25 protein-coding genes and 1 riboswitch are annotated in these 25248 nt (G+C 67.3%); of the genes, 16 read left to right on the forward strand and 9 right to left on the reverse strand.

The genetic code is table 11. The features are described 5' to 3' along the window. Positions 1-19: 19 nt before the first annotated feature. The 3 genes from gyrB to dnaA all read right to left on the reverse strand — a co-directional run bounded on the left by gyrB (position 20) and on the right by dnaA (position 5365). Entirely contained in the window at positions 20-2644 is a 2625-nt protein-coding gene (gyrB, locus tag AC3A6R_RS12715; RefSeq protein ID WP_487864486.1) for a DNA topoisomerase (ATP-hydrolyzing) subunit B, read from the reverse strand. A 135-nt stretch (positions 2645-2779) separates the two neighbouring features. Further along, positions 2780-3886: a DNA polymerase III subunit beta gene (gene dnaN, locus AC3A6R_RS12720; RefSeq protein WP_487860755.1), complete on the reverse strand. Its 1107-nt coding sequence runs from the start codon at positions 3884-3886 to the stop codon at positions 2780-2782. A 99-nt stretch (positions 3887-3985) separates the two neighbouring features. Next, on the reverse strand, positions 3986-5365 hold the full coding sequence (gene dnaA / locus AC3A6R_RS12725; RefSeq protein ID WP_487860756.1) for a chromosomal replication initiator protein DnaA: 1380 nt from the start codon (positions 5363-5365) through the stop codon (positions 3986-3988). Between the two features lie 340 nt (positions 5366-5705). Between dnaA and rpmH the strand changes: the two genes are divergently transcribed. The 6 genes from rpmH to AC3A6R_RS12755 all read left to right on the forward strand — a co-directional run bounded on the left by rpmH (position 5706) and on the right by AC3A6R_RS12755 (position 10328). Beyond that, positions 5706-5840, forward strand: a complete 135-nt coding sequence (rpmH, locus tag AC3A6R_RS12730; protein ID WP_007834827.1) for a 50S ribosomal protein L34 — start codon at positions 5706-5708, stop codon at positions 5838-5840. A gap of 89 nt (positions 5841-5929) precedes the next feature. Further along, a complete protein-coding gene (locus tag AC3A6R_RS12735; RefSeq protein ID WP_487860757.1) occupies positions 5930-6328 on the forward strand; it encodes a ribonuclease P protein component in 399 nt (132 codons plus the stop codon). Continuing rightward, positions 6328-6615, forward strand: a complete 288-nt coding sequence (gene yidD / locus AC3A6R_RS12740) for a membrane protein insertion efficiency factor YidD (protein ID WP_487860758.1) — start codon at positions 6328-6330, stop codon at positions 6613-6615. Before AC3A6R_RS12735 ends, yidD begins: the two co-directional genes overlap by 1 nt. Further along, positions 6612-8300, forward strand: coding sequence for a membrane protein insertase YidC (gene yidC, locus AC3A6R_RS12745; RefSeq protein WP_487864487.1), 1689 nt, complete (start codon positions 6612-6614; stop codon positions 8298-8300). Before yidD ends, yidC begins: the two co-directional genes overlap by 4 nt. A 68-nt stretch (positions 8301-8368) precedes the next feature. After that, positions 8369-9775 (forward strand): tRNA uridine-5-carboxymethylaminomethyl(34) synthesis GTPase MnmE, encoded by a 1407-nt coding sequence (mnmE, locus tag AC3A6R_RS12750; protein ID WP_487864488.1) that lies wholly within the window; start codon positions 8369-8371, stop codon positions 9773-9775. Positions 9776-9866: 91 nt separating this feature from the next. Beyond that, the gene (locus AC3A6R_RS12755; RefSeq protein ID WP_487860761.1) at positions 9867-10328 is read left to right on the forward strand and encodes a Crp/Fnr family transcriptional regulator; all 462 of its coding nucleotides are present in this window, start codon (positions 9867-9869) and stop codon (positions 10326-10328) included. A gap of 36 nt (positions 10329-10364) precedes the next feature. Here the strand turns inward: AC3A6R_RS12755 and AC3A6R_RS12760 are convergent, their stop codons facing one another. Continuing rightward, complete coding sequence (locus AC3A6R_RS12760) at positions 10365-12347, reverse strand: monovalent cation:proton antiporter-2 (CPA2) family protein (protein WP_487864489.1); 1983 nt, start codon at positions 12345-12347, stop codon at positions 10365-10367. A 66-nt stretch (positions 12348-12413) separates the two neighbouring features. Between AC3A6R_RS12760 and AC3A6R_RS12765 the strand changes: the two genes are divergently transcribed. Genes AC3A6R_RS12765 through AC3A6R_RS12780 form a run of 4 tightly spaced genes read left to right on the forward strand, consistent with a single transcriptional unit; the run spans position 12414 to position 15412 of the window. Next, positions 12414-13412, forward strand: a complete 999-nt coding sequence (locus AC3A6R_RS12765) for a KpsF/GutQ family sugar-phosphate isomerase (RefSeq protein ID WP_487860763.1) — start codon at positions 12414-12416, stop codon at positions 13410-13412. Next, positions 13412-13960, forward strand: coding sequence for a KdsC family phosphatase (locus tag AC3A6R_RS12770; RefSeq protein ID WP_487864490.1), 549 nt, complete (start codon positions 13412-13414; stop codon positions 13958-13960). The genes AC3A6R_RS12765 and AC3A6R_RS12770 overlap by 1 nt, the downstream gene beginning before the upstream one ends. Next, positions 13957-14595: an LPS export ABC transporter periplasmic protein LptC gene (lptC, locus tag AC3A6R_RS12775; protein WP_487864491.1), complete on the forward strand. Its 639-nt coding sequence runs from the start codon at positions 13957-13959 to the stop codon at positions 14593-14595. The genes AC3A6R_RS12770 and lptC overlap by 4 nt, the downstream gene beginning before the upstream one ends. A 28-nt stretch (positions 14596-14623) precedes the next feature. Further along, entirely contained in the window at positions 14624-15412 is a 789-nt protein-coding gene (locus tag AC3A6R_RS12780; protein ID WP_487864492.1) for an SDR family oxidoreductase, read from the forward strand. A 73-nt stretch (positions 15413-15485) separates the two neighbouring features. Here the strand turns inward: AC3A6R_RS12780 and rbp are convergent, their stop codons facing one another. Beyond that, on the reverse strand, positions 15486-16031 hold the full coding sequence (gene rbp / locus AC3A6R_RS12785) for an RNA-binding regulator (protein ID WP_487864493.1): 546 nt from the start codon (positions 16029-16031) through the stop codon (positions 15486-15488). 259 nt (positions 16032-16290) lie between these two features. Continuing rightward, positions 16291-16480, forward strand: a riboswitch (yybP-ykoY riboswitch). 6 nt (positions 16481-16486) lie between these two features. On the opposite strand from rbp, the gene AC3A6R_RS12790 reads away from it, so the two are divergent. From AC3A6R_RS12790 to AC3A6R_RS12805, 4 genes are all read left to right on the forward strand, one after another. Then, complete coding sequence (locus AC3A6R_RS12790; RefSeq protein WP_487864494.1) at positions 16487-17053, forward strand: TMEM165/GDT1 family protein; 567 nt, start codon at positions 16487-16489, stop codon at positions 17051-17053. Positions 17054-17198: 145 nt separating this feature from the next. Further along, positions 17199-18383 carry a homoserine O-succinyltransferase MetX gene (gene metX / locus AC3A6R_RS12795; RefSeq protein WP_487864495.1) on the forward strand — a complete coding sequence of 395 codons (1185 nt, stop codon included), beginning with the start codon at positions 17199-17201 and terminating at the stop codon, positions 18381-18383. Next, on the forward strand, positions 18380-18967 hold the full coding sequence (gene metW, locus AC3A6R_RS12800; RefSeq protein ID WP_487860770.1) for a methionine biosynthesis protein MetW: 588 nt from the start codon (positions 18380-18382) through the stop codon (positions 18965-18967). The genes metX and metW overlap by 4 nt, the downstream gene beginning before the upstream one ends. A gap of 16 nt (positions 18968-18983) precedes the next feature. After that, entirely contained in the window at positions 18984-19571 is a 588-nt protein-coding gene (locus tag AC3A6R_RS12805) for an IMPACT family protein (protein ID WP_487864496.1), read from the forward strand. On the opposite strand, the gene AC3A6R_RS12810 is transcribed toward AC3A6R_RS12805, so the two are convergent. Further along, positions 19516-20442, reverse strand: coding sequence for an ion transporter (locus AC3A6R_RS12810; RefSeq protein ID WP_487864497.1), 927 nt, complete (start codon positions 20440-20442; stop codon positions 19516-19518). The genes AC3A6R_RS12805 and AC3A6R_RS12810 overlap by 56 nt on opposite strands. 147 nt (positions 20443-20589) lie before the next feature. On the opposite strand from AC3A6R_RS12810, the gene AC3A6R_RS12815 reads away from it, so the two are divergent. After that, positions 20590-21102: a bactofilin family protein gene (locus AC3A6R_RS12815; RefSeq protein ID WP_487860773.1), complete on the forward strand. Its 513-nt coding sequence runs from the start codon at positions 20590-20592 to the stop codon at positions 21100-21102. Positions 21103-21118: 16 nt separating this feature from the next. Here AC3A6R_RS12815 and AC3A6R_RS12820 read toward each other — a convergent pair whose 3' ends face one another. After that, a complete protein-coding gene (locus tag AC3A6R_RS12820; RefSeq protein ID WP_487864498.1) occupies positions 21119-21907 on the reverse strand; it encodes a DUF72 domain-containing protein in 789 nt (262 codons plus the stop codon). A gap of 87 nt (positions 21908-21994) precedes the next feature. On the opposite strand from AC3A6R_RS12820, the gene AC3A6R_RS12825 reads away from it, so the two are divergent. Next, complete coding sequence (locus tag AC3A6R_RS12825) at positions 21995-23494, forward strand: M20 family metallopeptidase (protein ID WP_487864499.1); 1500 nt, start codon at positions 21995-21997, stop codon at positions 23492-23494. 6 nt (positions 23495-23500) lie between these two features. Here AC3A6R_RS12825 and AC3A6R_RS12830 read toward each other — a convergent pair whose 3' ends face one another. Together AC3A6R_RS12830 and AC3A6R_RS12835 are read right to left on the reverse strand one after the other, a co-directional pair. Continuing rightward, positions 23501-24694, reverse strand: coding sequence for an MFS transporter (locus AC3A6R_RS12830; RefSeq protein WP_487864500.1), 1194 nt, complete (start codon positions 24692-24694; stop codon positions 23501-23503). Between the two features lie 61 nt (positions 24695-24755). Then, positions 24756-25214 carry a YidB family protein gene (locus AC3A6R_RS12835; protein WP_487860777.1) on the reverse strand — a complete coding sequence of 153 codons (459 nt, stop codon included), beginning with the start codon at positions 25212-25214 and terminating at the stop codon, positions 24756-24758. Positions 25215-25248: the final 34 nt, after the last annotated feature.

The raw sequence follows: 25248 nt of genomic DNA on the forward strand, positions 1-25248 counted from the left end.
GGTGCGCCGACCTGACCACTCACACGTCGATATTCGCCGCCCGCAGCGCGTTCTGCTCGATGAACTCGCGCCGCGGCTCGACCTCGTCGCCCATCAGCATCGTGAACACGCGGTCGGCTTCGATCGCGTCGTCGATCTGCACGCGCAGCAGGCGCCGCACGGTCGGGTCCATGGTGGTTTCCCACAGCTGCTCGGGGTTCATCTCGCCCAGGCCCTTGTAGCGCTGGCGCGCGGTGGCGTGCTCGGCCTGGCCGATCAGCCATTTCATCGCCACGCGGAAATCGGCCACCTTCTCTTCTTTGGCACGCTCGCCCTCGCCGCGGCGCACGATGGCACCCTCGGGGCTCAGCAGGTTGCGGAAGGTGTTGGCGGCCTCGGCGAGCGCGGCGTAGTCGGCACCGTGCACGAAGTCCTGCGTGAGCACGCTGCTCTTGATGTTGCCGTGGTGGCGGCGGCTGATGCGCAGCAGCGGCTTGTCGGTGCGGGTGTCGAACTCGCTGCTCACCTCGGCCGGCACGCCGGTGGTGTTGAGTTCGCGCAGCTTGGCCTGCAGCGCGACGGCCGACGCCTCGGCCGCAGCGGTGGTGTCGAGGTCGAGCGCCACGCCGTCGGCAATGGCGCGCAGCGCCTCGGCATCCATGAAGTTGCGCAGCCGCGCGATCACGGCCTCGGCCAGCTGGTGCTTGCGCGCCAGCTCGGCCAGGGTGTCGCCGGAGAGCGTGGTCGAATTGGGCCCGCCCGTTTCGACGCTGGCATCCTTGAGCGCGACCTTGAGCAGGAAGGCGTCGAGCGCGGGGCCGTCCTTCAGGTATTGCTCTTCCTTGCCGACCTTCACCTTGTAGAGCGGCGGCTGCGCGATGTAGATGTGGCCGCGCTCGACCAGCTCGGGCATCTGCCGGTAGAAAAACGTGAGCAGCAGCGTGCGGATGTGGGCGCCGTCGACGTCGGCGTCGGTCATGATGATGATGCGGTGGTAGCGCAGCTTGGCGACGTTGAAGTCGTCGGCCCCGCCGCCTGCACTGCTGCCGCCCGCGCGGCCGATGCCGGTGCCCAGAGCGGTGATCATGGTGAGGATTTCGTTGCTGGTGAGCAGCTTCTCGTAGCGCGCCTTCTCGACGTTCAGGATCTTGCCGCGCAGCGGCAGGATGGCCTGGAACTTCCGGTCACGGCCCTGCTTGGCGGAGCCGCCGGCGGAGTCGCCCTCCACCAGGTAGACCTCGCACAGCGCCGGGTCCTTCTCCTGGCAGTCGGCCAGCTTGCCCGGCAGGCCCATGCCGTCGAGCACGCCCTTGCGGCGTGTCATTTCGCGGGCCTTGCGCGCGGCTTCGCGGGCACGGGCCGCTTCGATGATCTTGCCGCAGATGGTCTTGGCGTCGCTCGGGCGCTCCTGCAGGTAGTCGGTGAGCAGGCGCCCGACGATGTCCTCGACCGGCGCGCGCACTTCGCTCGACACCAGCTTGTCCTTGGTCTGGCTCGAGAACTTGGGCTCGGGCACCTTTACGCTCAGCACGCAGCACAGGCCCTCGCGCATGTCGTCGCCGGTGACCTCGACCTTCGCTTTCTTGGCGAATTCGTTTTCTTCGATGTACTTGTTGATGACGCGCGTCATCGCCGCGCGCAGCCCGGTGAGGTGGGTGCCGCCGTCGCGCTGCGGAATGTTGTTGGTGAAGCACAGCACCTGCTCGTTGTAGCCGCTGTTCCACTGCATGGCGACTTCGACGCCGATGTGCGTGCCCGGGATGCCGCCGTAGGTGTCGGCCGGCTTCTCGCCCATGGCGTAGAAGACGTTCGGGTGCAGGACGGTCTTGCCCTTGTTGATGAAGTCGACGAAGCCCTTGACGCCGCCGGCGCCAGAGAAATCGTCTTCCTTGCCGCTGCGCTCGTCCTTCAGGCGGATGCGCACGCCGTTGTTCAGGAAGCTCAGCTCGCGCAGCCGCTTCGAGAGGATCTCGTAGTGGAAGTCGGCGTTCTCCTTGAAGATCTGGGCGTCGGGCAGGAAGTGCACCTCGGTGCCGCGCTTGTCGGTTTCGCCGATGACCTTCATGGGCGAGACCTCGACGCCGCTCACCGTCTCGAGCAGCCGGTTCTGCACGAACCCGCGGCTGAACTCGAGCTCGTGGATCTTGCCTTCGCGCCGCACCACCAGGCGCAGCATCACGCTCAGTGCGTTCACGCAGCTCACGCCCACGCCGTGCAGGCCGCCCGAGACCTTGTAGCTGTTCTGGTTGAACTTGCCGCCCGCGTGCAGTTCGGTCAGCGCGATCTCCGCTGCCGAGCGCTTGGGCTCGTGCTTGTCGTCCATCTTCACGCCGGTGGGAATGCCGCGGCCGTTGTCGGTGACGGAGATCGAGTTGTCGCTGTGGATGGTCACGACGATGTCGTCGCAGTGCCCCGCGAGCGCCTCGTCGATCGAGTTGTCGACCACCTCGAACACCAGGTGGTGCAGGCCCGTGCCGTCGGAGGTGTCGCCGATGTACATGCCAGGGCGCTTGCGCACGGCCTCCAGCCCCTCGAGGATCGTGATCGAGCCTTCGCCGTAGCTGCTGTCGGCGGGCGTGATCTCGATCGGCACCGCACCCTCGATCTCGGGCGTGTAGACCGGTTCGGTGTGGGGTACTTGGGGCTTGTTGTCTTCTGCACTCATTCGGATATTCCTCTGTCGCTCACGGCATTCACGGGATGTTTCGGGCTCGGGGAGCCTGTTTTTCCTGCCTCTTGAAAGCGCAAACCCGCGGAGGGCCGCGGGCTGTCTGCGCAAGGCGCTGTGTTTTCTTTTCGTCTAGATCCGCATCGGCATCACGACGTACTTGAAGGATGCGTTCTCGGGGATGGTCAAAAGCGCCGAGCTGTTCGAGTCGGCGAGGTCCAGCTTGACCATGTCCTGGCCCATGTTGGTGAGCGCATCGATCAGGTAGGTCACGTTGAAGCCGATCTCGATGCTGTCGCCGCCGTAGTCGATGTCGAGCTCGTCCTGCGCCTCTTCCTGCTCGGCGTTGTTCGATGCGATGCGCAGGGTGCCCGGCTCGATGTTGAGCCGTACGCCCTTGAACTTCTCGCTCGTCAGGATGGCGGTGCGCTGCAGGCTCGCGAGCAGCGGCGCGCGGCCGAGCGTGACGCTGTTCTTGTGGTTCTTCGGGATCACGCGGTTGTAGTCGGGGAACTTGCCCTCGACCAGCTTGGTGACGAATTCCATGCCGCCGAAGCTGAACTTGGCCTGGTTGTTCGCGAACTGCATCTCGATGGCGCCTTCGGCGTCGGACAGCAGGCGCTGCATCTCGAGCACGGTCTTGCGCGGCAGAATCACCTCCTGGCGGGGCACTTCGACGTCGAGCGTGGCCGACGAGAATGCCAGCCGGTGGCCGTCGGTGGCCACGAGGCTCAGCTGCTTGCCTTCGGCCACGAACAGGATGCCGTTGAGGTAGTAGCGGATGTCGTGCACCGCCATTGCGAACGACACTTGCGAGAGCAGGTCCTTGAGCGTCTTCTGCGGCACGCTGAAGACAGGACCGAAATTGGCGGCTTCCTGCACCAGCGGGAAGTCCTCGGCCGGCAACGACTGCAGCGTGAAGCGGCTCTTGCCGCCCTTGAGCACCAGCTTGCTCGCGCTCGACTCGAGGCTCACGGTCTGGTCGGCCGGCATGGTGCGCAGGATGTCGATCAGCTTGCGCGCGCCGATGGTGGTGGTGAAGTTGCCTTCGTCGCCGCCGAGTTCGGCCGTGGTGCGGATCTGGATCTCGAGGTCGCTGGTGGTCAGCTGGATCTGGCCGCCGGTCTTGCGGATCAGCACGTTGGCGAGGATCGGCAGCGTGTGGCGCCGCTCCACGATGCCCGCCACCGACTGCAGCGCGGCAAGGACCTTGTCCTGGGTTGCCTTCAAAACGATCATGTCTTCTTCCTCTTCTCTTTTATCTCTTCGAATCCGCTGAAGGTGCCATTCTCCGCTGTCGCGAGGCGCCGTTTCGGCCATTCCGATGACATTCGCGTGTCAGCCCTTGAGCGTCTGCTCGAGCACGTGGAGCTGCTGGTTGAGCTCGGTGAGCTGCTGGCGCTCGCCCGAGATCTTGCGCACCGCGTGCAGCACCGTCGTGTGGTCGCGCCCGCCGAACAGCTCGCCGATTTCCGGCAGGCTTTTCTGGGTGAGCTCCTTGGCCAGGTACATCGCGATCTGCCGCGGCCGCGCGATGCTGGCCGGGCGCTTCTTGCTGTACATGTCGGCGACCTTGATCTTGTAGTAGTCGGCCACCGTCTTCTGGATGTTTTCGACCGAGATCTGCCGGTTCTGGATGGACAGCAAGTCGCGCAGCGCCTCGCGCGCCAGGGCGATCGAGATCTCCTTCTGGTTGAAGCGCGAGTACGCAAGGATCTTGCGCAGTGCGCCTTCGAGCTCGCGCACGTTCGAGCGCACGTTCTTGGCGACGAAGAAGGCCACTTCCTCGGGCATCTCGGCCGATTCGGCGCGCGCCTTGTTGATCAGGATCGCGACGCGCATCTCGAGTTCGGGCGGCTCGATGGCCACGGTCAGGCCCGAATCGAAACGCGAGACCAGCCGCTCGTGGATGTCGGCCAGGCCCTTCGGATAGGTGTCGCTGGTCATCACGATGTGCGACTTCTTGGCCAGCAGCGCCTCGAACGCGTTGAAGAATTCTTCCTGCGTGCGGTCCTTGTTGGCGAAGAACTGCACGTCGTCGATCAGCAGCAGGTCGAGCGAGTGGTAGCGTTCCTTGAACTCGTCGAAGGTCTTGCGCTGGTAGGCCTTGACCACATCCGAGACGAACTGTTCGGCGTGGATGTAGAGAACTTTGGAATCGGGCCGGTCGGCCAGCAGCCGGTTGCCCACCGCATGCATCAGGTGGGTCTTGCCCAGCCCCACGCCGCCATAGATGAACAGTGGGTTGTACAGGTGACCCGGCATGCCGGCCACGTGCATGGCCGCGGCGCGCGCCATGCGGTTGGCTGTGCCCTCGACCAGCGTGTCGAAGGTCAGGCCCGAGTTGAGGCGGTTCTTGAAGCCGGCAGCGGCCGGCTCCTCGCCGGGGCCGGCCACGTCGCGGGGCACATCGGTTTCGGCCAGCACCGCGACCGGTACAGAACGCACGGGCGCCTCGCGCGGAGCAAGCGCTAACTCTACTGTGACAGGCTGGCCGTACATCTTCTCGGCCATGGCGGCGATCTTGCCGGCGTACTGGGCCCGGATCCAGTCGAGCTTGAAGCGGTTCGCCACAAACACCGTCATGCGCGAGAGATCGTCCGCGACCTGCGCCGTCAGGGGCTTGATCCAGGTGTTGAATTGCTGCTCGGACAGCTCTTGGGCGAGCTGGTCGACACAGGCCTGCCAGAGGCTTTCACCGATGCCGTCAGTCGACATGGGTGCTTGTAAAAGTAGTGCGTCCCTCGTCCATTTTTTGGTATATGTATTGTGGATATTCTCTGCTGCAAGCGGCCTGCATTCTAACTTGTCAAAACCTTATCCACACCCTTGGAAGGGCACATAAAGGCCCGCAATCCTGCTGGAAGTTTGGCGGCGCGCCGAATGTTTGCGATAATTTCGGGTTTCCCTGAAAACCTTGTTGCGTTCTTCGGGGAGCCTTCGAACCCGGTTCGATACAAGAGTCGAATAACGCTCCCAGCGCCCGCATGACTGCTGCGGCCTTCCAGGCCCGGCGGGGATACTGCGGATCTCGGGGGCACCAGCAGGAAATCTCATCATGAAACGCACTTACCAAGCTTCCAAAGTCCGCCGCGCCCGTACCCACGGCTTCCTGGTCCGCATGAAGACCCGCGGTGGCCGTGCCGTCATCAACGCACGCCGCGCCAAGGGCCGCAAGCGCCTGGCCGTCTGACGACAGCCGATCCCCTGCCGTTGCCAGCAGCCGAACCGCCCGCGCCAGCTCCCGCAGCCAGCGTTCCCGGCGCGTCCGGCCCGGCTTCCATGCAGCGGCTCAAGACCCGCGCGCAGTTCCAGGCCGTCCTCGCAGGTGCAACCGTGGCGCGCACCGCGCATTTCGCATTACATCGCTGCGCGCTCGACACCACGTCGAGCGCGCAGCCCTTGTTTGCGTCCGACGATGTCTGGCTCGGGGCCATGGTGCCCAAGCGCTGGGCGCGTCGCGCGGTCACGCGCAACGCGATCAAGCGGCAGATCTATGCCGTGAGCGCCACGCACGGCGGCGGCCTGCCGCATGCCGCCCATGTGGTGCGCCTGCGCGCAGCCTTCGATCGCAAGGAATTCGTGAGCGCCACCTCGGACCGGCTCAAGGCCGCCGTGCGTGCCGAGCTGCAGCAGTTGCTGGCGCGCGCCGCACGCCCCGCTCCGGCGCCATCGCGATGATGAAGCGCCTGCTGATCGCGCTCGTGAAGGGCTACCGCCTGCTGCTGAGCCCCTGGCTCGGCCAGTCGTGCCGCTTCGCGCCGACCTGCTCGGTCTATTCGATCGAGGCGCTCGAGGTCCACGGTGCCTGGAAAGGCAGCTACCTGACCCTGTACCGCATTGCGCGTTGCCAGCCCTGGTGCCAGGGCGGGCACGATCCGGTTCCACCGAAATCACAGCGTCGCACTGAGCGGTCAGGCTCGCTGTTTTCGTCTCTTCTCTCCTCCGACAAGAAGTCTTCGTCATGAACGATATACGCCGCACGATCCTGTGGGTGATCTTTGGTTTCTCGCTGGTGCTGCTGTGGGACCAGTGGCAGGTCTTCAACGGCAACAAGCCGACCTTCCTGCCCTCGACCAAGCCGGCCGCGGTGGCCGCCAACACCCCTGCCGACGCCGCACCCGGCGCCGGCAGCAGCGTGCCGGCTGCAGCCCCCGCGGGCGCCGGTGCCGTGCCCACGCAGACCGCGCCGGCGGCGCCGCGCGAGCAGGTCAGCGTGACGACCGACCTGTTCAAGGCGGTGATCGACAGCGAGGGCGCTACGGTCAACCACCTCGAGCTGCTGCAGTACGAGGAAACGGAAGGCAGCAGCAAGCACGTCGTGCTGTTCGACAACAGCTCGCCGGCCACGCGCTACGTGGCCCAGACCGGCCTGTTGAACCAGGGCGGCAGCGACCGCTTCCCGAACCACCTGACGCCGATGACGCCGAAGGCCGGCCCGCGCGAGATGGCTCCCGGCCAGGACACGCTCGAGGTGAGCTTCGAAAGCGAACCCTCCGGCGGCCTCAAGTACGTCAAGACCTATGTGTTCCGGCGCGCCGACTACGCGATCCGCGTGCGCCATGAGGTCGTCAACGTGAGCGACCAGCCGCGCGACGCGCAACTCTACCTGCAGCTGCTGCGCCACGGCACGGTGGCCTCGAGCACGATGTTCGGCACCAACACCTTCACCGGTCCGGCGGCCTACACCGAGGAGAAGAAGTTCCACAAGCTCGACTTCGCGGACATCACGAAGAACAAGGTCGAGCCGCCGCCCGCCGCGAACGACGGCTGGATCGCAATGGTCCAGCACTACTTCGTCTCGGCCTGGCTGCTCAAGGGCGACCCGGCCAGCGAACAGCTGCGGCGCGAATTCCGCGTCAAGGACCTTGGCAACAACCTCTACACCGTCGCGATGGTGGCCACGCTGCCGAAGATCGACCCGGGCCAGACCCAGGTCGTCAACACGGCGCTGTTCGCCGGTCCGGAGGAAGAGCAGAAGCTCGAGGCGATCGCGCCGGGCCTCGATCTCGTCAAGGACTACGGCATCTTCGCGATCATCTCCAAGCCGCTGTACTGGCTGCTGTACCAGCTGCACGGCATCCTTGGCAACTGGGGCTGGGCGATCGTGGCGCTGGTGGTGCTGCTGAAGGCGGCCTTCTACTGGCTCAATGCCAAGGCCTACGCGAGCATGGCGAAGATGAAGGCCGTCAACCCGAAGATCATGGAAATGCGCGAGCGGCTGAAGGACAAGCCGCAGGAGATGCAGCAGGAAATGATGCGGATCTACAAGACCGAGAAGGTCAACCCGATGGGTGGCTGCTTCCCGATCCTGATCCAGATCCCGGTGTTCATCGCGCTCTACTGGGTGCTGCTCTCGTCGGTCGAGATGCGCCATGCGCCCTGGATCGGCTGGATCACCGACCTCTCGGCGCCCGACCCCTGGTACATCCTGCCGATCGTGATGACGCTCACCTCGCTGTTCCAGACCTGGCTCAACCCGACGCCGCCCGATCCGATGCAGGCCAAGCTGATGTGGATCATGCCGCTCGCGTTCAGCGTGATGTTCATCTTCTTCCCGGCCGGCCTGGTGCTGTACTGGATCACGAACAACGTGCTGTCGATCGCGCAGCAGTGGTTCATCAACAAGCGCCTGGGCGTGCTCGGCAAGTAGCCGCACAGCGCCCCAGCCATCCCCGAAGGGCCGCGCAAGCGGCCCTTTTTTGCTGAAAGAATCCACCCATGCTCGCCCGCACCACCGATCCCATCGCCGCCATCGCCACCGCCCCGGGGCGCGGGGCGGTGGGCATCGTGCGCGTGTCGGGCGTGCGGCTGGCGCCGCTGGTCGATGCGATCTGCGGCCGCCCGCTCAAGCCGCGCGAGGCGACCTACCTGCCGTTCCGCGATGCCGAGGGGGCGCCGATCGACCATGGGCTGGCCATCCACTTCCCGTCGCCGGCCTCCTTCACCGGCGAGGACGTGCTCGAGCTCCAGGCGCACGGCGGCGCGGTGGTGCTGCAGCTGCTGCTGGCGCGCTGCCTCGAGGCCGCGGCCGAACCCGATCCGGTCACCGGCCGCCCCCGCCTGCCCGGGCTGCGCGTGGCCGAGCCTGGCGAGTTCAGCCAGCGCGCCTTTCTCAACGGCAAGATCGATCTCGCGCAGGCCGAGGCCATTGCCGACCTGATCGACGCCAGCACCGAGGCGGCCGCGCGCAGCGCCGGGCGCTCGCTGTCGGGCGCCTTCTCGCGTGAGATCCATGTGCTGCGCGATGCGCTGATCCACCTGCGCATGCTGGTCGAGGCCACGCTCGACTTTCCCGAGGAAGAGATCGACTTTCTCCAGAAGGCCGATGCCGCCGGCCAGCTTGCCGCGCTGCAGGCGCAACTGGCGGCGGTGCAGCAGCGTGCGCTTCAGGGCGCGCTGCTGCGCGAGGGCATCAAGGTGGTGATCGCTGGCCAACCCAATGCGGGCAAGAGTTCGCTGCTCAACGCGCTGGCGGGCGCCGAACTCGCGATCGTGAGCGCGGTCGCCGGCACCACGCGCGACGTGGTGTCGCAGACCATCCAGATCCACGGCGTGCCGCTGCATGTGGCCGACACCGCGGGCCTGCGCGAGAGCAGCGACGAGGTCGAGCAGATTGGCGTGGCGCGTGCCTGGGGCCAGATCGAGAGCGCCGATGCGGTGCTCTTCCTGCACGACCTGACGCGCGCGGACCAGCCGGCGCACGCTGCCGCCGACGCCGACATCCTTCGCCTGCTGCAGCAGAAGCTGCCCGCCAGCGTGCCGGTGCTGCACGTCTGGAACAAGCAGGACGCCGCGTCCGCAGCGGCCCCGCCGGAAGGCCTCGCGCTGTCGGCCAAGACCGGCCTCGGCATCGAGGCGCTGCGCGAGCAGCTGCTGGCGCTGGCCGGCTGGCAGGCGGTGCCCGAAGGCACCTACCTCGCGCGCGCACGCCATGTGCAGGCGCTGGGCCGGGTCGAGGGCCATCTCGCACTGGCTGCCGACCACCTGGCGGCGCGGGCCCAGTCGCTCGACCTGCTCGCCGAGGAGCTGCGCCTGGCGCAGAACGCGCTCAACGAGATCACCGGCGAATTCGGCGCGGACGATCTGCTGGGCGTCATCTTTTCGCGCTTCTGCATCGGCAAATAGCGATCCGGGTCGCGAAAACCTCACGACATGTGATCGAAACCCGCGTCCTTCGCCGATACTCCGGCGCAAAGATCCGGGGGTTGAGGAACACATGTCCATCCAGAACCTGAGCCGCGCCATTGCGGACAACAACAGCAGCGACGCCTTTGCGCTCACGCTCAACGTGCAGCAGTGGGAAACGCTCGCAGGCTACCTGCAGCCGATCGACACCGCGGTCGGCGACATCCTGATCGAACAGGGCACGCACGACCGCTCGGTGTACTTCGTCGAGAGCGGCGCGATCAGCGTGCACCGCGTGAGCAGCAAGGAGCAGATGAAGCTCGCCGTTCTCATGTCAGGCGCGGTCGTGGGCGAGGGCTCGTTCTTCTCGCGCGAGCCCCATCCGGCCAACGTGGTGGTCACCGGTGCGGGGCGCGTCTGGCGCCTCACGGCGATCCGCTTCGCCGAGATGTCGAACCGCCAGCCGAACCTGGCGCTCGAGATCGCGATGGGGCTCGGTGCGGTGATCGCCAAGCGCATGGCGCACCGGTCCAAGCGCGTCGCGGTGACCTGAGCGGGTCGTCCCACCAAGGTTTTCGGCGCAAACGGCTCAGCCCTTCTGCAGTCGCTCGATTGCCACCGCGAGCGCGGCGGGCTTGCCCGAGAGCACCAGGGTGTCGCCGTCCACCAGCACCGTGTCGCCGTTCACCGCCTGGGCGTGGCCCTGGCGCCGCAGGGTCGCGACGCGCACGCCGAGCGTGTCGAGCGCCAGGCGCGCGAGCGACTGGCCGACCGCGCGTGCGCCGGGGTTGAGCGTGAAGGTGTTGAGCCGCTCGTGGTCGATCTCGTCGGCGTTGTCGTCGTCGGCACCGTGGAAGTAGCCGCGCAGCAGGTTGTAGCGCGCATCGCGCAGGTCCTGCACCACGCGGATCACGCGCCGCATCGGCACGCCGACCAGCGCGAGCGCGTGGCTCGCGAGCATCAGCGAACCCTCGATGGCTTCGGGCACCACCTCGGTCGCGCCGGCGGCGCGCAGTTTCTCGAGATCGAGATCGTCCTGCGTGCGCACGATCACCGGCACCTGCGGCGCATGGGCGCGCGTGTTGGCCAGCACCTTCATTGCGCCTGGCACGTCGAGGTAGGTCACCACCACGGCGCTCGCGCGCGCCAGGCCCGCGGCCATCAGCGCCTGCAGCCGCGCGGCATCGCCGAACACCACGGAGTCGCCCGCGGCGGCGGCCTGGCGCACGCGGTCGGGGTCGAGATCGAGGGCCATGTAGGGAATGCCCTCACGCTCGAGGATGCGCGCGAGGTTCTGGCCGCAGCGCCCGTAGCCGCAGATGATCACGTGCTGCGCGGTGTTGATGGTCTTGCGCGCGATCGTGGTCATCTGCAGCGACTGCTGCAGCCAGTCGCTCGCCACCAGCTTGCGCACGATGGCGTTGGTGTACATCACGATGAACGGCGTCGCGAGCATCGAGAGCACCATCGAGGCCAGCACCGGATGCGCAAGCCATTCGGGCAGCAGCGCACGGTCCTGGGCCAGCGTCAGCAGCACGAAGCCGAATTCGCCCGCCTGCGCGAGGTAGAGGCCGGTGCGCAGCGACACCCCGGCCGTTGCCCCGAGCACCCGCGCCAGCAGCGTCACGAGCGCCAGCTTGAATGCCAGCGGCAGCACCAGCAGCACCGCCACCAGGGCCCAGCGCTCGACCACGATGTGCCAGTCGAGCGACATGCCCACCGTGATGAAGAAAAGCCCCAGCAGCACGTCGTGGAACGGGCGGATGTCGGTCTCGACCTGGTGCTTGTATTCGGTCTCCGACACCAGCATGCCCGCGATGAAGGCGCCGAGCGCCAGGCTCAAGCCCGCCAGTTCGGTCAGCCATGCAAGCCCGAGCGTCATCAGCAGCACGTTCAGGATGAAGAGCTCTTCGCTGCGCCGGCGCGCCACCAGCGTGAGCCACCAGCGCATGACGCGCGGCCCGCCATAGAGCAGCACGCCGATCAGCAGCACCGCCTTGACCAGCGCGTAGCCGAGGGCCGTGGCCAGCGTCTCGGGCGGCGCCCCCAGCGCCGGAATCATCACCAGCAACGGCACCACCGCCAAATCCTGGAAGAGCAGCACGCCCATGACGCGCCGCCCGTGCTCGCTTTCGAGCTCGAGCCGCTCGGCCATCAGCTTGACCACGATCGCCGTGCTGCTCATGGTCAGCGCGCCCGACAGCGACAGCGCGGTCTGCCAGCCGAGCTGCCAGGCCGCCGGGAGCCAGGAGGCGATCAGCAGCGCCCCGGCCGTGGCGAGCGCCATCGTCAGCAGCACCTGCAGCAGGCCCAGCCCGAACACATGCTTTCGCATCGCGCGCAGCTTGGGCAGGCTGAACTCCAGCCCGATCACGAACATCAGGAACACCACGCCGAACTCGCCGAGATGGCGGATGCCCTCGGAGTTCTGTGCCAATGCGAACGCATGCGGCCCGATCAGCACGCCGGCCGACAGATAGCCGAGCATCGGCGGCAGCTTGAGCGAGCGGCACGCCACCACGCCGATCACTGCGGCGAGCAGGTACAACAGCGTGAGGTCGAACGAAGACATGGCTGGATGCTAGTCGAAGGGACTACAGCAATGTCCGTGCCCTGCGCCGCCCCGTAAAATCCGGCGATGAGTTCCGCTCCCCTGCCCCCCGCGGTCAACGCCGATGCCGTGCTCGCGCGGGCGCGCGCCACCTTCGACATCGAATCCGAGGCCGTGAGCGGCCTCAAGTCGCGCGTGGGCCCGAGCTTCGTCGAGGCGGTGCAGAAGATCCTCGAGGTGCGCGGGCGCGTGGTCGTCATGGGCATGGGCAAGAGCGGCCATGTCGGGCGCAAGATCGCCGCCACGCTCGCGTCCACCGGCACACCGGCGATGTTCGTGCATCCAGCCGAGGCCAGCCACGGCGATCTCGGCATGATCAAGCCGGTCGACTTGGTGCTGGCCATTTCCAATAGCGGCGAGGTCGACGAGCTCACCGTGATCCTGCCGGTGGTCAAGCGTCAGGGCGTGCCGCTGATCGCCATCACGGGCCGCCTCGAATCCACCCTTGCGCGCCATGCCGACATCGCGATCGACGCGGGCGTGGCGAAGGAAGCCTGTCCGCTCAACCTGGCGCCGACGGCAAGCACCACGGCCCAGATGGCCATGGGCGATGCGCTGGCCGTGGCCCTGCTCGACGCGCGCGGTTTCGGCTCCGAGGACTTCGCGCGCTCGCATCCGGGCGGCGCGCTCGGCCGCAAGCTGCTCACCCACGTGAGCGATGTCATGCGCTCGGGCGACGATGTGCCGCGCGTGCCGCCCACGGCCACCCTCAGCGACCTGATGCGCGAGATGAGCGCCAAGGGACTGGGCGCGACGGCGGTGGTCGATGCGGAGGGCCGTGCCATCGGCATCTTCACCGACGGCGACCTGCGCCGCCAGGTCGAAACCGGCGGCGACCTGCGCGGCCTCACCGCGGCCGACGTGATGCACCCCGGCCCGCGCACGCTGCGTGCCGATGCCCTGGCGGCCGAAGCCGCCGAACTGATGGAAGAGCACCGCATCACCAGCGTGCTCATCGTCGACCCGGCGGGGCTCCTGATCGGCGCGCTCAGCATCAACGACCTGATGCGCGCGAAGGTCATCTGATGCCGATCGACTTCCAGGCCGAGACCTTGCTCGCCGCGCAGGACGTGCGCATCGCGTTCTTCGACATCGACGGGGTGCTGACCGACGGCGGCGTCTATTTCACCGAGCATGGCGAAACCCTCAAGCGCTTCAGCATCCTCGACGGCTACGGCCTCAAGCTGTTGCGCCTGGCCGGCATCACGCCTGCAGTCATCACCGGGCGCGACTCCAAGCCGCTGCGCGTGCGGCTCGAGGCGCTCGGCATCGAGCACGTGCGCTACGGCACCGAAGACAAGCTGCCGGCGGCCGAGGCCATGCTCGCGCAACTGGGCTTCAGCTGGGCGCAGGCCGCAGCCATCGGCGACGACTGGCCCGACCTGCCAGTGCTCGCGCGTGTCGGCTTCGCGGCGGCTCCGGCCAACGCGCACGCCGAGGTCCGCGCCACCGCGAACTACGTCACCCGCGCCCGCGGCGGCGAGGGCGCGGCGCGCGAATTCTGCGATCTGCTGCTGACCGCCTGCGGCCAGTACCGGCGCCTGCTCGACGCCGCGCGGGGTCCGGCGCCATGAAGCGTGGCTGGGACCTGCTGCGCGACGGGCTCGATCGCGCCACCATCTACCTGCCGATCATCCTGACCGCGGCGGTCGCGCTCGGCACCTACTGGCTGGTGCGCAACGCGCCCAAGCTGCTCGAGCCCACCGTGAAGGTCGCGCCCACGCACGAGCCCGATTACTTCATGCGCGGCTTCGTGATCAAGAACTACCTGCCCAACGGCGACCTGCGCAGCGAACTCCACGGCAAGGAAGGCCGGCACTACCCCGACACCGACACCATAGAGGTCGACGAGCTGCGCATGCGCTCGGTGTCGCCGCAGGGCTTCACCACGCGCGCCACCGCGAACCGCGGGCTGTCGAACTCCGACGCCAGCGAGATCCAGTTGTTCGGCAATGCCATCGTCATCCGCGACCCGGCCCTGCAGCCCAACGGCAAGACCACGCCGCGGCTCGAGTTCCGTGGCGAGTTCCTGCATGTGTACCTCGACACCGAACGGGTCACCTCGAACAAGCCAGTCACGCTGATCCGCGGTACCGACCAGTTCACCGCCGACAACCTCAATTACGACAACCTGAGCGGGGTCGCCAACCTGACCGGCCGCGTGCGCGGCGTCCTCGTGCCCTCGGCGGCCGCCGGCAAGGCGCGCTGAACGAGGCCGGGCACCGAAGAAGGCAACCATGGGCACCGCCGCACCACCGCTTGTCTTCATCACCGGCGCTTCGAGCGGCATCGGCCAGGCCCTGGCCGCCTGCTTCTACGACGCGGGCTACCGGTTGGCCCTGGTGGCCCGGCGTACAGCCGAGATCGAGGCCTGGGCCGCCACGCGCCAGCTCGATGCGTCGCGCTGGCGCATTTACGGCGCCGACGTGGCGCAGACCGACAGCATCGTTGCCGCGGGCGAGGCCTGCATCGCCGAGCAAGGCCTGCCCGACGTGGTGATCGCCAATGCCGGCATCAGCGTGGGCGTCGACACCGCCGAGCGCGACGACATCGAGGTGATGGCGCGCACTTTCGCCACCAACAACGTCGGCCTGATGGCCACCTTCCATCCGTTCGCCGCCGCCATGCGCCAGCGCGGCAGCGGGCGGCTCGTCGGCATCGCGAGCGTGGCGGCCATCCGAGGTCTGCCGGGCCACGGCGCCTATTGCGCCAGCAAGGCCGGCGTGGTCGCGTACTGCGAAAGCCTGCGCGGCGAATTGCACAAGAGCGGCGTCAGGGTCGTGACGATCTGCCCGGGTTATATCGACACGCCGCTGACGCGCGGCAACCGCTATGGCATGCCCTTCCTCATGCAGCCCGAGGACTTTGCGGCGCAGGCGCTGCGCACCATCGAGGCCGGCAGCAGTTACCGCGTGATCCCCTGGCAGATGGGCGTCGTCGCCAAGCTCATGCGCATGGTGCCGAACGCGCTGTTCGACCGCGCGGTGCAAGGGCGCGGCCGCAAGAAGCGCAGCGGCGAGCGCTGAACGCCCTGTCGCCGGACAACGAAAAAGGCTCCCGAAGGAGCCTTTTCTTTGCGTGTCCGTGTGCGTGCAGGACTCAGTAGCCGCCGTTGCCGCCACCGCCATAGCCGCCACCACCGCCCGAGCGGCCGCCGCCGCGGGGGCCGGCACCGTAGGGGCTGCGGAAACCGCCGTCGCCACCACCACCGCCGCCGCCGCCACTGCGGCCACCGCCGCCGTAGCCCCCGCCACCACCGGAGCGGCCGCCGCCACCACCGCCGCCGCCGTAGCCGCCACCACCACCGTTGCCACCGCCGCCGCCATAGCCACCACCGCCGCCGCCGCCGTAACCACCACCGCCGCCACCGTAACCGCCGCTGCGCGGGGGACGCGCTTCCATCGGGCGCGCTTCGTTGACAACGATGCTGCGGCCACCGAGCGGCTGGCCGTTCATGCCATTGATGGCCGCCTGCGCTTCCGCGTCGCTGCCCATTTCGACGAAGCCGAAGCCCTTGGAGCGGCCCGTGTCGCGCTCCATCATGACCTTGGCGCTGGCCACCGAGCCGAATTGTCCGAAAGCCTGTTCGAGATCACCGTCGCGCACCGAGTAAGGCAGGTTGCCGACATACAGTTTGTTGCCCATCCAGGGACTCCTATAAACACATGGCAGGAAAAGCGACGGAGTCCCGAAAGCATGACTCAAACGAGAGCTGTCGAGTCGCGCGAAACTGACCGATCACCGAACTGCCTCCTCGCAAATTGAAGAGGGAGGCTCGTGCATTATGGGTGAAATATGTGAAATGCAAGCAGGAATTTGCTGCCGCCTGTAGTGCCTTCAAAATTTAGAAAAAGTTAGCGCACGCTTTCGGCTGAGGGAGGGCGACCGGCCGCAGCAGGTAGAATCTGCCGCGTCATTGGGGAGTAGCCGCCTTCCATTTGCGAGAAGGGCCCGCGTCAACAGACTTGTCCTGCCCCACACGGGACATGGCGCGTGCAGTGAACACACCTGGCGAGACCTTTGACCGTGCAACTTCGGGAATTTGGCCGAAGGTGTTGCACGGTCAATTGCGTCCTTCGGCCCAAGGAACCCTTTTTCTCATGGAAGCTTTTCTCGTTGCAACCGGCGTGGTCGCGCTCGCCGAAATGGGCGACAAGACCCAGTTGCTGGCCCTTCTGCTCGCGGCGCGTTTCAGAAAGCCCTGGCCGATCGTGCTCGGCATCCTTGTCGCCACGGTCGTCAACCATGCGCTGGCCGGTGCCGTCGGCAACTACATCACGCGCTGGGTCGGCCCCGAGATGCTGCGCTGGATCCTCGGCGGGTCGTTCGTCGCGATGGCGGCATGGATGCTCATTCCCGACAAGCTCGACGACGACGAGGCACCCGCTACCTCCCACTACGGCGTTTTCGGCACCACGCTGGTCGCCTTCTTCCTCGCCGAGATGGGCGACAAGACGCAGATCGCAACGGTGATGCTGGCGGCCCGTTTCACCGAGGCGTACCTCTGGGTGGTCGTGGGCACCACGCTCGGCATGATGCTGGCCAACGCGCCCGTGGTGTGGCTCGGCGAGCGGATCGTGCGCCGGGTGCCGATCAAACTCGTGCACGGCATCTCCGCGGCAATTTTCCTCGTGCTCGGCATCGCCATGATCGCCGGCTGGCCCTGAACGAGCGGCGCCGCGCACCGTTGCGCGGCTATACTTTGTCTTGCGCCGATTTGCTTCAGCTTGCGGGCGCTTTATAAATTCAGCTAAAGACAGTCAGTTGGCGAACAACCCGGCTCGTTTTTGGCGAGGCCGGGTTTTTTCATTCATGTCGTCAACTCCTTTGGTCGTCTCCGCGCAGTCGATGCAGTTCGCGGGCCCGCTGGCCCTGCGCAGCGGTGCCTCGCTCGCGGACTACACGCTGGCCTACGAAACCTACGGCACGCTGAATGCCGAGCGCAGCAACGCGGTGCTGGTGTGCCACGCGCTCAATGCCTCGCACCACGTGGCCGGCACCTATGCAGGCCAGGACCGCTCCGAGGGCTGGTGGGACAACATGGTCGGGCCGGGCAAGCCGGTCGACACCGACCGCTTCTTCGTGATTGGTGTGAACAACCTCGGCTCCTGCTTCGGATCGACCGGGCCGATGCACGTCAATCCGGCCACCGGGCGCGTGTACGGCGCCGACTTTCCCGTCGTCACGGTCGAGGACTGGGTCGACGCCCAGGCCGTGATGCTCGATGCGCTCGGCATCCGCACGCTCGCGGCCGTCATGGGCGGCAGCCTCGGCGGAATGCAGGCGCTCTCGTGGACGCTGCAGTACCCCGAGCGCGTGCGCCATGCGGTGGTGGTGGCCAGCGCGCCCAATCTCACGGCCGAGAACATCGCCTTCAACGAAGTGGCGCGCCGCGCCATCGTCACCGACCCTGATTTCCACGGCGGGCATTTCTACCAACACGGCGTGGTGCCCAAGCGCGGCCTGCGCATCGCCCGCATGATCGGCCACATCACCTACCTCAGCGACGACGTCATGAACGCGAAGTTCGGCCGCATCCTGCGCAGCGCCGTCGAGGGCGAGGCCGAGGGGCTCGACTACCGCTATTCGACGCAGGAGGTCGAGTTCCAGATCGAGAGCTACCTGCGCTACCAGGGCGACAAGTTCAGCGAGTACTTCGATGCCAACACCTACCTGCTGATCACGCGCGCGCTCGACTACTTCGACCCCGCGCGCGCGCATGGCGGCGACCTCAGCGAAGCGCTGGCGCGCGCCACGGCCAAGTTCCTGCTCGTGAGCTTCAAGACCGACTGGCGTTTTTCGCCGGCGCGCAGCCGCGAGCTCGTGAAGGCGCTGCTCGACAATCGCCGCAACGTGAGCTACGCCGAGATCGACGCACCGCATGGGCACGATGCGTTCCTGCTCGACGACGTGCGCTACATGGGCGTGGTGCGCTCCTATTTCGAGCGCGTGGCGCACGAGATCGAGGCCGAAGCGGGCACGGAGGTGGTGCAGTGAGCGACATCGAAACCCAGCGCGTCATCGCGGCGCTCGTGCCCGAGGGCGCGCGCGTGCTCGACCTTGGCTGCGGCGACGGCGCCCTGCTCGACCTGCTGCAGCGCGAGCGCGGCTGCAGCGGCTACGGCGTCGAGATCGCCGACGGCAACGTGCTGAAGTGCATCCGGCGCGGCGTCGACGTGATCCAGTTGAACCTCGACGAGGGCCTCGCGATGTTCGACGACGCTTCGTTCGACGTGGTGCTGCAGATCGACACGCTGCAGCACCTGCGCAATGCCGAAGTGATGCTGCGCGAGACCGCGCGCGTCGGCCGCATCGGCATCGTGGCTTTTCCGAATTTCGCGCACTGGCCGAACCGGATCAGCATCGCGCGCGGGCGCATGCCGGTCACCCGGCGCCTGCCCTACCAGTGGTACGACACGCCCAACATCCGCGTTGGCACCTTCAAGGACTTCGAAGTGCTGGCGCAGAAGAACCAGCTTCGCGTGCTCGACGCTTTCGGCCTGCAGGACGGCCGCTCGGTGCGCTGGCTGCCCAATGCCCGCGCGGGCACGGCCGTGTTCAAGTTCGAGCGGGGCGGTTGAACGCGCTCGGCGAAACGTGAGCTTCACGCTGGCGCAACCGGTCCACAGCGAACTGGTCATCCGCAAGAGCCGGTTTATCGGCTGCGTGCAGCCCGTGGCCGACCGCGCGGCAGCGCAGGCCATCGTCGCCGCGCTGCGCGCTGAGCATCCCGCGGCCGCGCATGTGTGCTGGGCGCTGATGGCGGGCGGGCAGTCGGCGGCGAACGACGACGGTGAACCGGGCGGCACGGCGGGCAGGCCGATGCTCGAGGTGCTGCGCCACCAGCAGATCGAAGGCGCACTCGCAACGGTGGTGCGCTACTTCGGCGGCGTGAAGCTCGGTGCCGGCGGCTTGGTGCGGGCCTATACCGACGCCGTGGCGCAGGCGCTGCTCGGCGCCCCGCTCGTGCCGCTGGTGCGCCAGCGCAGCCTGCAGTGCGCCGTGCCCTATGCGCTCGAAGGCCTGGTGCGGCGCGAACTCGCCGCGGCCGGGGCGGTGCTCGACGGCATCGCGCACGGGGATGTGGTGCGCTTCGACTTCAGGCTGCCGGAGTCGGATGCCGAGGCCTTCATCGCACGCCTCGGCGATGCTGCGCAAGGGCGCGTCGCCTGGCAGCCGGTGTGAGCCGGCGCGGCGGCGGTGCGGGCGGCGTGGGCGGTGGCGTCATCGCGAGGATGCCGCGGCCTGCGAGCGGCACGTCGTCGTCGCCGGGTCCGCGGCGCGCCATCTCGGCCGTGACGATGCCCGTCGGTACCGCCAGCACACCCCAGCCGAGCAGCATCATGACCGACGCGATCGCGCGGCCGAGGTCGGTCTTCGGCACCAGGTCGCCGAAGCCGACCGTGGCCATGGTCGAGATGGCCCAGTAGATCGCCACCGGAATGCTCGTGAAGCCGTGGACCGGCCCTTCGACGACATACATCAGCGTGCCCATCACCAGCACCACCAGCATCACGAAGCCCACGAACACCGTGATCTTGCGCCGGCTCGCCGCCACGGCAGACACCAGCGCGCGGTATTCCACCGAGTAGCGCGAGAGCTTGAAGATCCGGAACACGCGCAAGAGCCGCAGCACGCGCACGTCGATCAGGTAGGCGAGCTCGGGTGCGAAGGCCACCAGGTAGGTCGGCAGCAGCGCCAGCAGGTCGATCACGCCGTAGAAGCTCAACGCGTAGCGCAGCGGCCTGTTCACGCAGGCGAGGCGCGCGATGTACTCGAGCGTGAACAACGCGGTGAACGTCCATTCGAGCCCGCTGAACAGCGGGCGCCATTGCTCGCGAATCGACTGCACGCTGTCGAGGATCACCACCAGCACGCTGGCCACGATCACCGCGATCAGTGCCAGGTCGAACGCGAGCCCCGCTCGCGTGTCGGCCTCGAAGATCACGGTGAACATGTCGCGCCGCCAGCCGCTCGCCGGCTTGTCGAAGCGCGCGTCGGTGGTCGACGAGACGGCGAAGGTCCGGGCAGCGGGAGCGGAATTCGGTCGGGTCATCTGGATGGAGCTGGCGAGGTCGCGAATGCCTGCGATTGTGGCAATGTGCACGCAGCCGCGATTTATTCAGTTACGTTTATTGCGCAATTAAGTGTCGTGCGCGCCAATGGCGTTCTTACGATAGACCCTTTGTTGAGGAGCTCCCCATTGGCTACACAGTCCCCCTTTTTCGGCAAGCGTGATCGTGACACCGATTCGTTGACCTCCCGTCCCGCGCCGCTGGTGGGCTCGGGCACCAATCTGTCGGGTTCGCCCGTCAATCCGTCGTCGCTCGCCGGCCAGCAGGGCGGCCTCGGCGCCACGGCGGCGGCACCCGCTGCCAAGGAAGGCGGCAGCAAGCTCACCGTCGGCCCGAACATCAAGCTCAAGGGCGTTGAGATCACCGATTGCGACACGCTCGTCGTCGAGGGTCTGGTCGAAGCCACGATGGATTCGCGCCTGATGCAGATCGCCGAACAGGGCGAGTTCAAGGGCTCGGCCGAGATCGACATCGCCGAGATCCGCGGCATCTTCGACGGCAACCTCACGGTGCGCGAGAAGCTCGTGATCCACGCGACCGGCAAGGTTACCGGCAAGGTCCGCTACGGCAAGATCGTGATCGAGGAAGGCGGCCAGATTTCCGGCGAGATCAGCTTCGGCGCCAAGGCTTCGCAAGCCTAAGGGCGCGCCGCGCCTGCTACGCGGCGGGCGGGGTCCATCCGAGGCGCTCGAGCAGGGCACCGGCCGCGGCTGGTGCCTTTTCCTTGGCGCCATTGATGAAATAGACGAACACCTCGCGCTTCTTCGGCGACGCGGTCCATGCCTGCGCGCGCTCGGCCCAGGCGTCGAGCGCCTTTGGCGCATAGCCGGTCTTCTGGCTCGCATCGGCCATCATGAGCCGCGCATAGGCGACGTCGCCTTCGGGTTCCTCGAACGAGGGGAACTTGTCCGCGTCGGTGAACACCGTCGACACCTTGTATTTCTTCGCGAGCGCCTTGTAGGCCGGCGTGATGAAGCTCTCGTGGCGCACGTCCATCACATGGCGCAGCGTGCGGCTGCCCTCCTTCTTCGGCAGCAGCGCAAGGAAGGCCTCGAAGTCTTCGGCATCGAACTGCTTCGTCGGCATGAACTGCCACACGATCGGGCCGAGCTTGTCGCCGAGTTCGCCCACGCCGCTGTCGATGAAACGCGCGATCGACTCGCCCGCGGTGGCGAGCACCTTGCGGTTGGTCGTGAAACGCGACGCCTTCATCGAGAACACGAAATCGTCGGGCGCCTCGCCATGCCATTTGCGGAAGGTCTCGGGCTTGAAGGTGCTGTAGTAGGTGCCGTTGACCTCGATGGCGCTCACCTTGCGGCTCGCATAGCCGAGCTCCTTGGCATGGGCGAGTCCCTTGGGATAGAAGTTGTCGCGCCAGGGCTCGTAGGTCCAGCCGCCGATGCCTACTCTGATGTCCGTCGTCCGCGTCGATGTTGCCTTGGTCACGTTGCGCTCCGGGTTGGGAACGCCGCACTCTACGCGGGGTTGGCGCGAGGCGCAAAATGGGCTTTTGCCTTCCTGCGGAGAACCCCGATGAACGCCCCCCTGCACCGCGAAATGCCCGCCGGCACGCTCGACGCCGAGCGCGCTCTGTCCGACGTCACCACCCAATGGGATGGCGACATCCTCCGGCAGCTCACCGACTACATCGCCATTCCAGCCAAGTCGCCGGGCTTCGACAAGGATTGGTCGGCCAACGGGCACCTCGAGACCGTGCTGCGCAATGCGGCGGCCTGGGTCGAGGCGCAGAAGGTCGAAGGCCTGAAGCTCGAGATCGTGCGCCTCGAGGGCCGCACGCCGGTCTTGTTCTTCGAAGTGCCGGCCACCGGCACCGACATGACCGGGACGGTGCTGATGTACGGCCATCTCGACAAGCAGCCCGAGTTCACCGGCTGGCGCAACGACCTCGGCCCCTGGACGCCCAAGTACGAGAACGGCCTGCTCTACGGCCGCGGCGGCGCCGACGACGGCTATGCGGTCTACGCGAGCATCGCGGCGCTGAAGGCGCTCAAGAACCAGGGCGCAGCGCATCCGCGCATCGTGGGCCTGATCGAGACCTGCGAGGAAAGCGGCTCGTACGACCTGCTGCCCTACGTCGACGCGCTGCGTGCGCGGCTCGGCGAGGTCGAGCTCGTGATCTGCCTCGATTCGGGCGCCGGCAACTACGACCAGCTGTGGCTTACGACCTCGCTGCGCGGCATGGCCAGCGGCACGCTCAAGGTCGAGGTGCTGACCGAAGGCATCCATTCGGGCGACGCCTCGGGCCTGGTGCCCTCGAGCTTTCGCATCATGCGGCAGGTGCTCGACCGGCTCGAGGACAGCAAGACCGGCCGCCTGCTGCCCGCGAGCTTCCACTGCGAAGTGCCGCCGGACCGCCTCGACCAGGCCAGGGCCACGGCCGCGATCCTCGGCGAAGAGCTCTACAAGCGATTTCCGTGGGCGCACTACGACTGCGGCGGCTCGACCATGTTCGCGCTGCCGACCACCACCGACCCGGTGGAGGCGCTGCTCAACCGCACCTGGAAGCCCACGCTGTCGGTGACCGGCGCCGAAGGTTTTCCGGCACTGAAGGATGCGGGCAACGTGCTGCGTCCCTATACCGCCTTCAAGCTGTCGCTGCGTCTGCCGCCGCTCGTCGATGCGGCCCAGGCGGTGCAGGAGCTCAAGACCTTGCTCGAGGACAACGCGCCCTACCAGGCCCGCGTCACCTTCGAAAGCGGCGGCGGCGCCACCGGCTGGAACGCGCCCACGATCACGCCATGGTTCGAGGACGCGCTCAACAAGGCCTCGAACGCGCATTTCGGTGCGTCCTGCGGCTACATCGGCCAGGGCGGCACGATCCCGCTGATGAACATGCTGAGCGCCGGTTTCCCGACCGCCCAGATGATGGTCTGCGGCGTGCTCGGGCCCAAGAGCAATGCGCATGGCCCGAACGAGTTCCTGCATGTGCCCTATGCCAAGAAGCTCACCGCCGCCGTGGCGGAGGTGATCGCGGCGCTGCCGGCGGCCCACCGCGCCGCGGCCGCCGCGTAGGGTCGGTCAGGCCTTCGCGGCGGCCGCTTTTGCCGCGGCGCGCCGGTTGCGCTGCGCGAGCCACAGCAGCGCAGCGCCCGTGATTGCCACCGGCACCAGCGAACCGTAGTTCAGCAGCTGCCAGCCCTGCGTGGTCACCAGCACGCCCGAGGCGAACGAGGTCACGGCGAGCGTGCCGAAGATGCAGAAGTTGAGCGCACCCTGCGCCCGGTCGCGCTCTTCGGCGGTGTAGGCCGTGAGCGAGAGCGTCGTGCTGCCGGTGAAGAGGAAGTTCCAGCCCACGCCCAGCAGGAACAGCGCCACCAGGAAGTGATGCAGGTCCACGCCCGAGAGTGCGACGGCGATGCAGGCCAGGTTGAGCGCCAATCCCACGCCCATGATGGACAGCGCGCCGAAGCGGCGGATCAGGTGGCCGGTGAAGAAACCGGGCGCGAACATGCCGATCACGTGCCACTCGAGCACCAGCGCCGCGTCCGAAAACGGCAGGCTGCAGACCTGCATCGCGATCGGGGTCGCGGCCATCAGCAGGTTCATCACGCCGTAGCCCAGCGCGCCCCCCGCTGCGGCGACGATGAACACCGGCTGCCGCATGATCTCGGCCAGCGGCCGCCCGCCCGCGCCCGCACCTTCACGGCGCGGCGGTGCGGGCGGAAACTCGATGAAGCGCATGAACAGCATCGACAGCAGCGCCACCGCGGCGAGCGCCACGTAGGCGCCCGCGAACGGCACCGTCAACGCCTCGCGCGTGGCGGTGGCCAGGTTGGGACCGAGCACCGCGCCGATCAAGCCGCCCGCCATCACCAGCGAGACCGCTTTCTCGCGCCATTCAGGGCCCGCGAGCTCGGCCGCCGCGAAGCGGTAGAGGCTCGCATTGGCGCTGTAGTAGCCGGCTACCACCGTGGCGAAGCACAGCAGCCAGAAGTTCTTGGTGACCGCCGCAAAGGCGCACAGCAGCGCCGAGCCGAACGCCACCGCGAGGCCGATCTGGAACGACCCGCGGCGGCCGAAGCGCCGCTGCGTGCGCGCCACCACGCCGGTGGCGAGCGCGCCGCCCACCACGTAGCCCATCACCGGCAGCGTCGCCATCCAGCCCAGCGGCGCGATGCTCAGGCCGACCAGGCCGTTGATCGCGATGAAGGTGACGTTGTTGGTCAGGAACAGGCCCTGGCAGATGGCAAGCAGCCAGAGATTGCGGTTCATGGCGGTACGGCAAGAAAAAGCGCCCCGGAGGGCGCGGGATCCACGGCGTGCAAGGCGGGGCTCACCCCTGCCTGTTCTGCAGCAGGCCGCCGAGCGTTCCGAGCAGGTCGTTCGGGTTGTCCACGCCTTGCTCCGGCAGCTTGCCGTTGGGCGTGAGCTGATCGATGAGCACCGGCAGCATGGTGGCCAGCATCGGCAGCAGCGATTGCGCGTTGATGCCGAGCTTGGCCGCGATGTTGGCGATGGTGTCGCTGCCGAGCGCGTCCTGCAGCTGGCCGCCGGAGACCGGCTGGTTCTCTCCCTTGCCGATCCACGAGCCGACCACATCGCCCATGCCGGCCTGCTCGAACTTCGAGACCAGCCCGCCGAGCCCGCCCTGGCCGCCGCTGTTGGAAAGCAGGCTGCCGAGCACGCCCGCGAGCCCGCCGAGTTCTCCCATGCCTGCGCCTGGCGACGACGGCTGCTGCTGAGAGGCGGCGCCGCCGAGCACTTGACCGAGTACCGAATCGAGCATTCCCATGGCCATTCCTTAAGAGAGTGAGAGGACCTGACGG

The sequence above is a fragment of the Variovorax sp. Soil_C_19 genome, assembly GCF_057657255.1.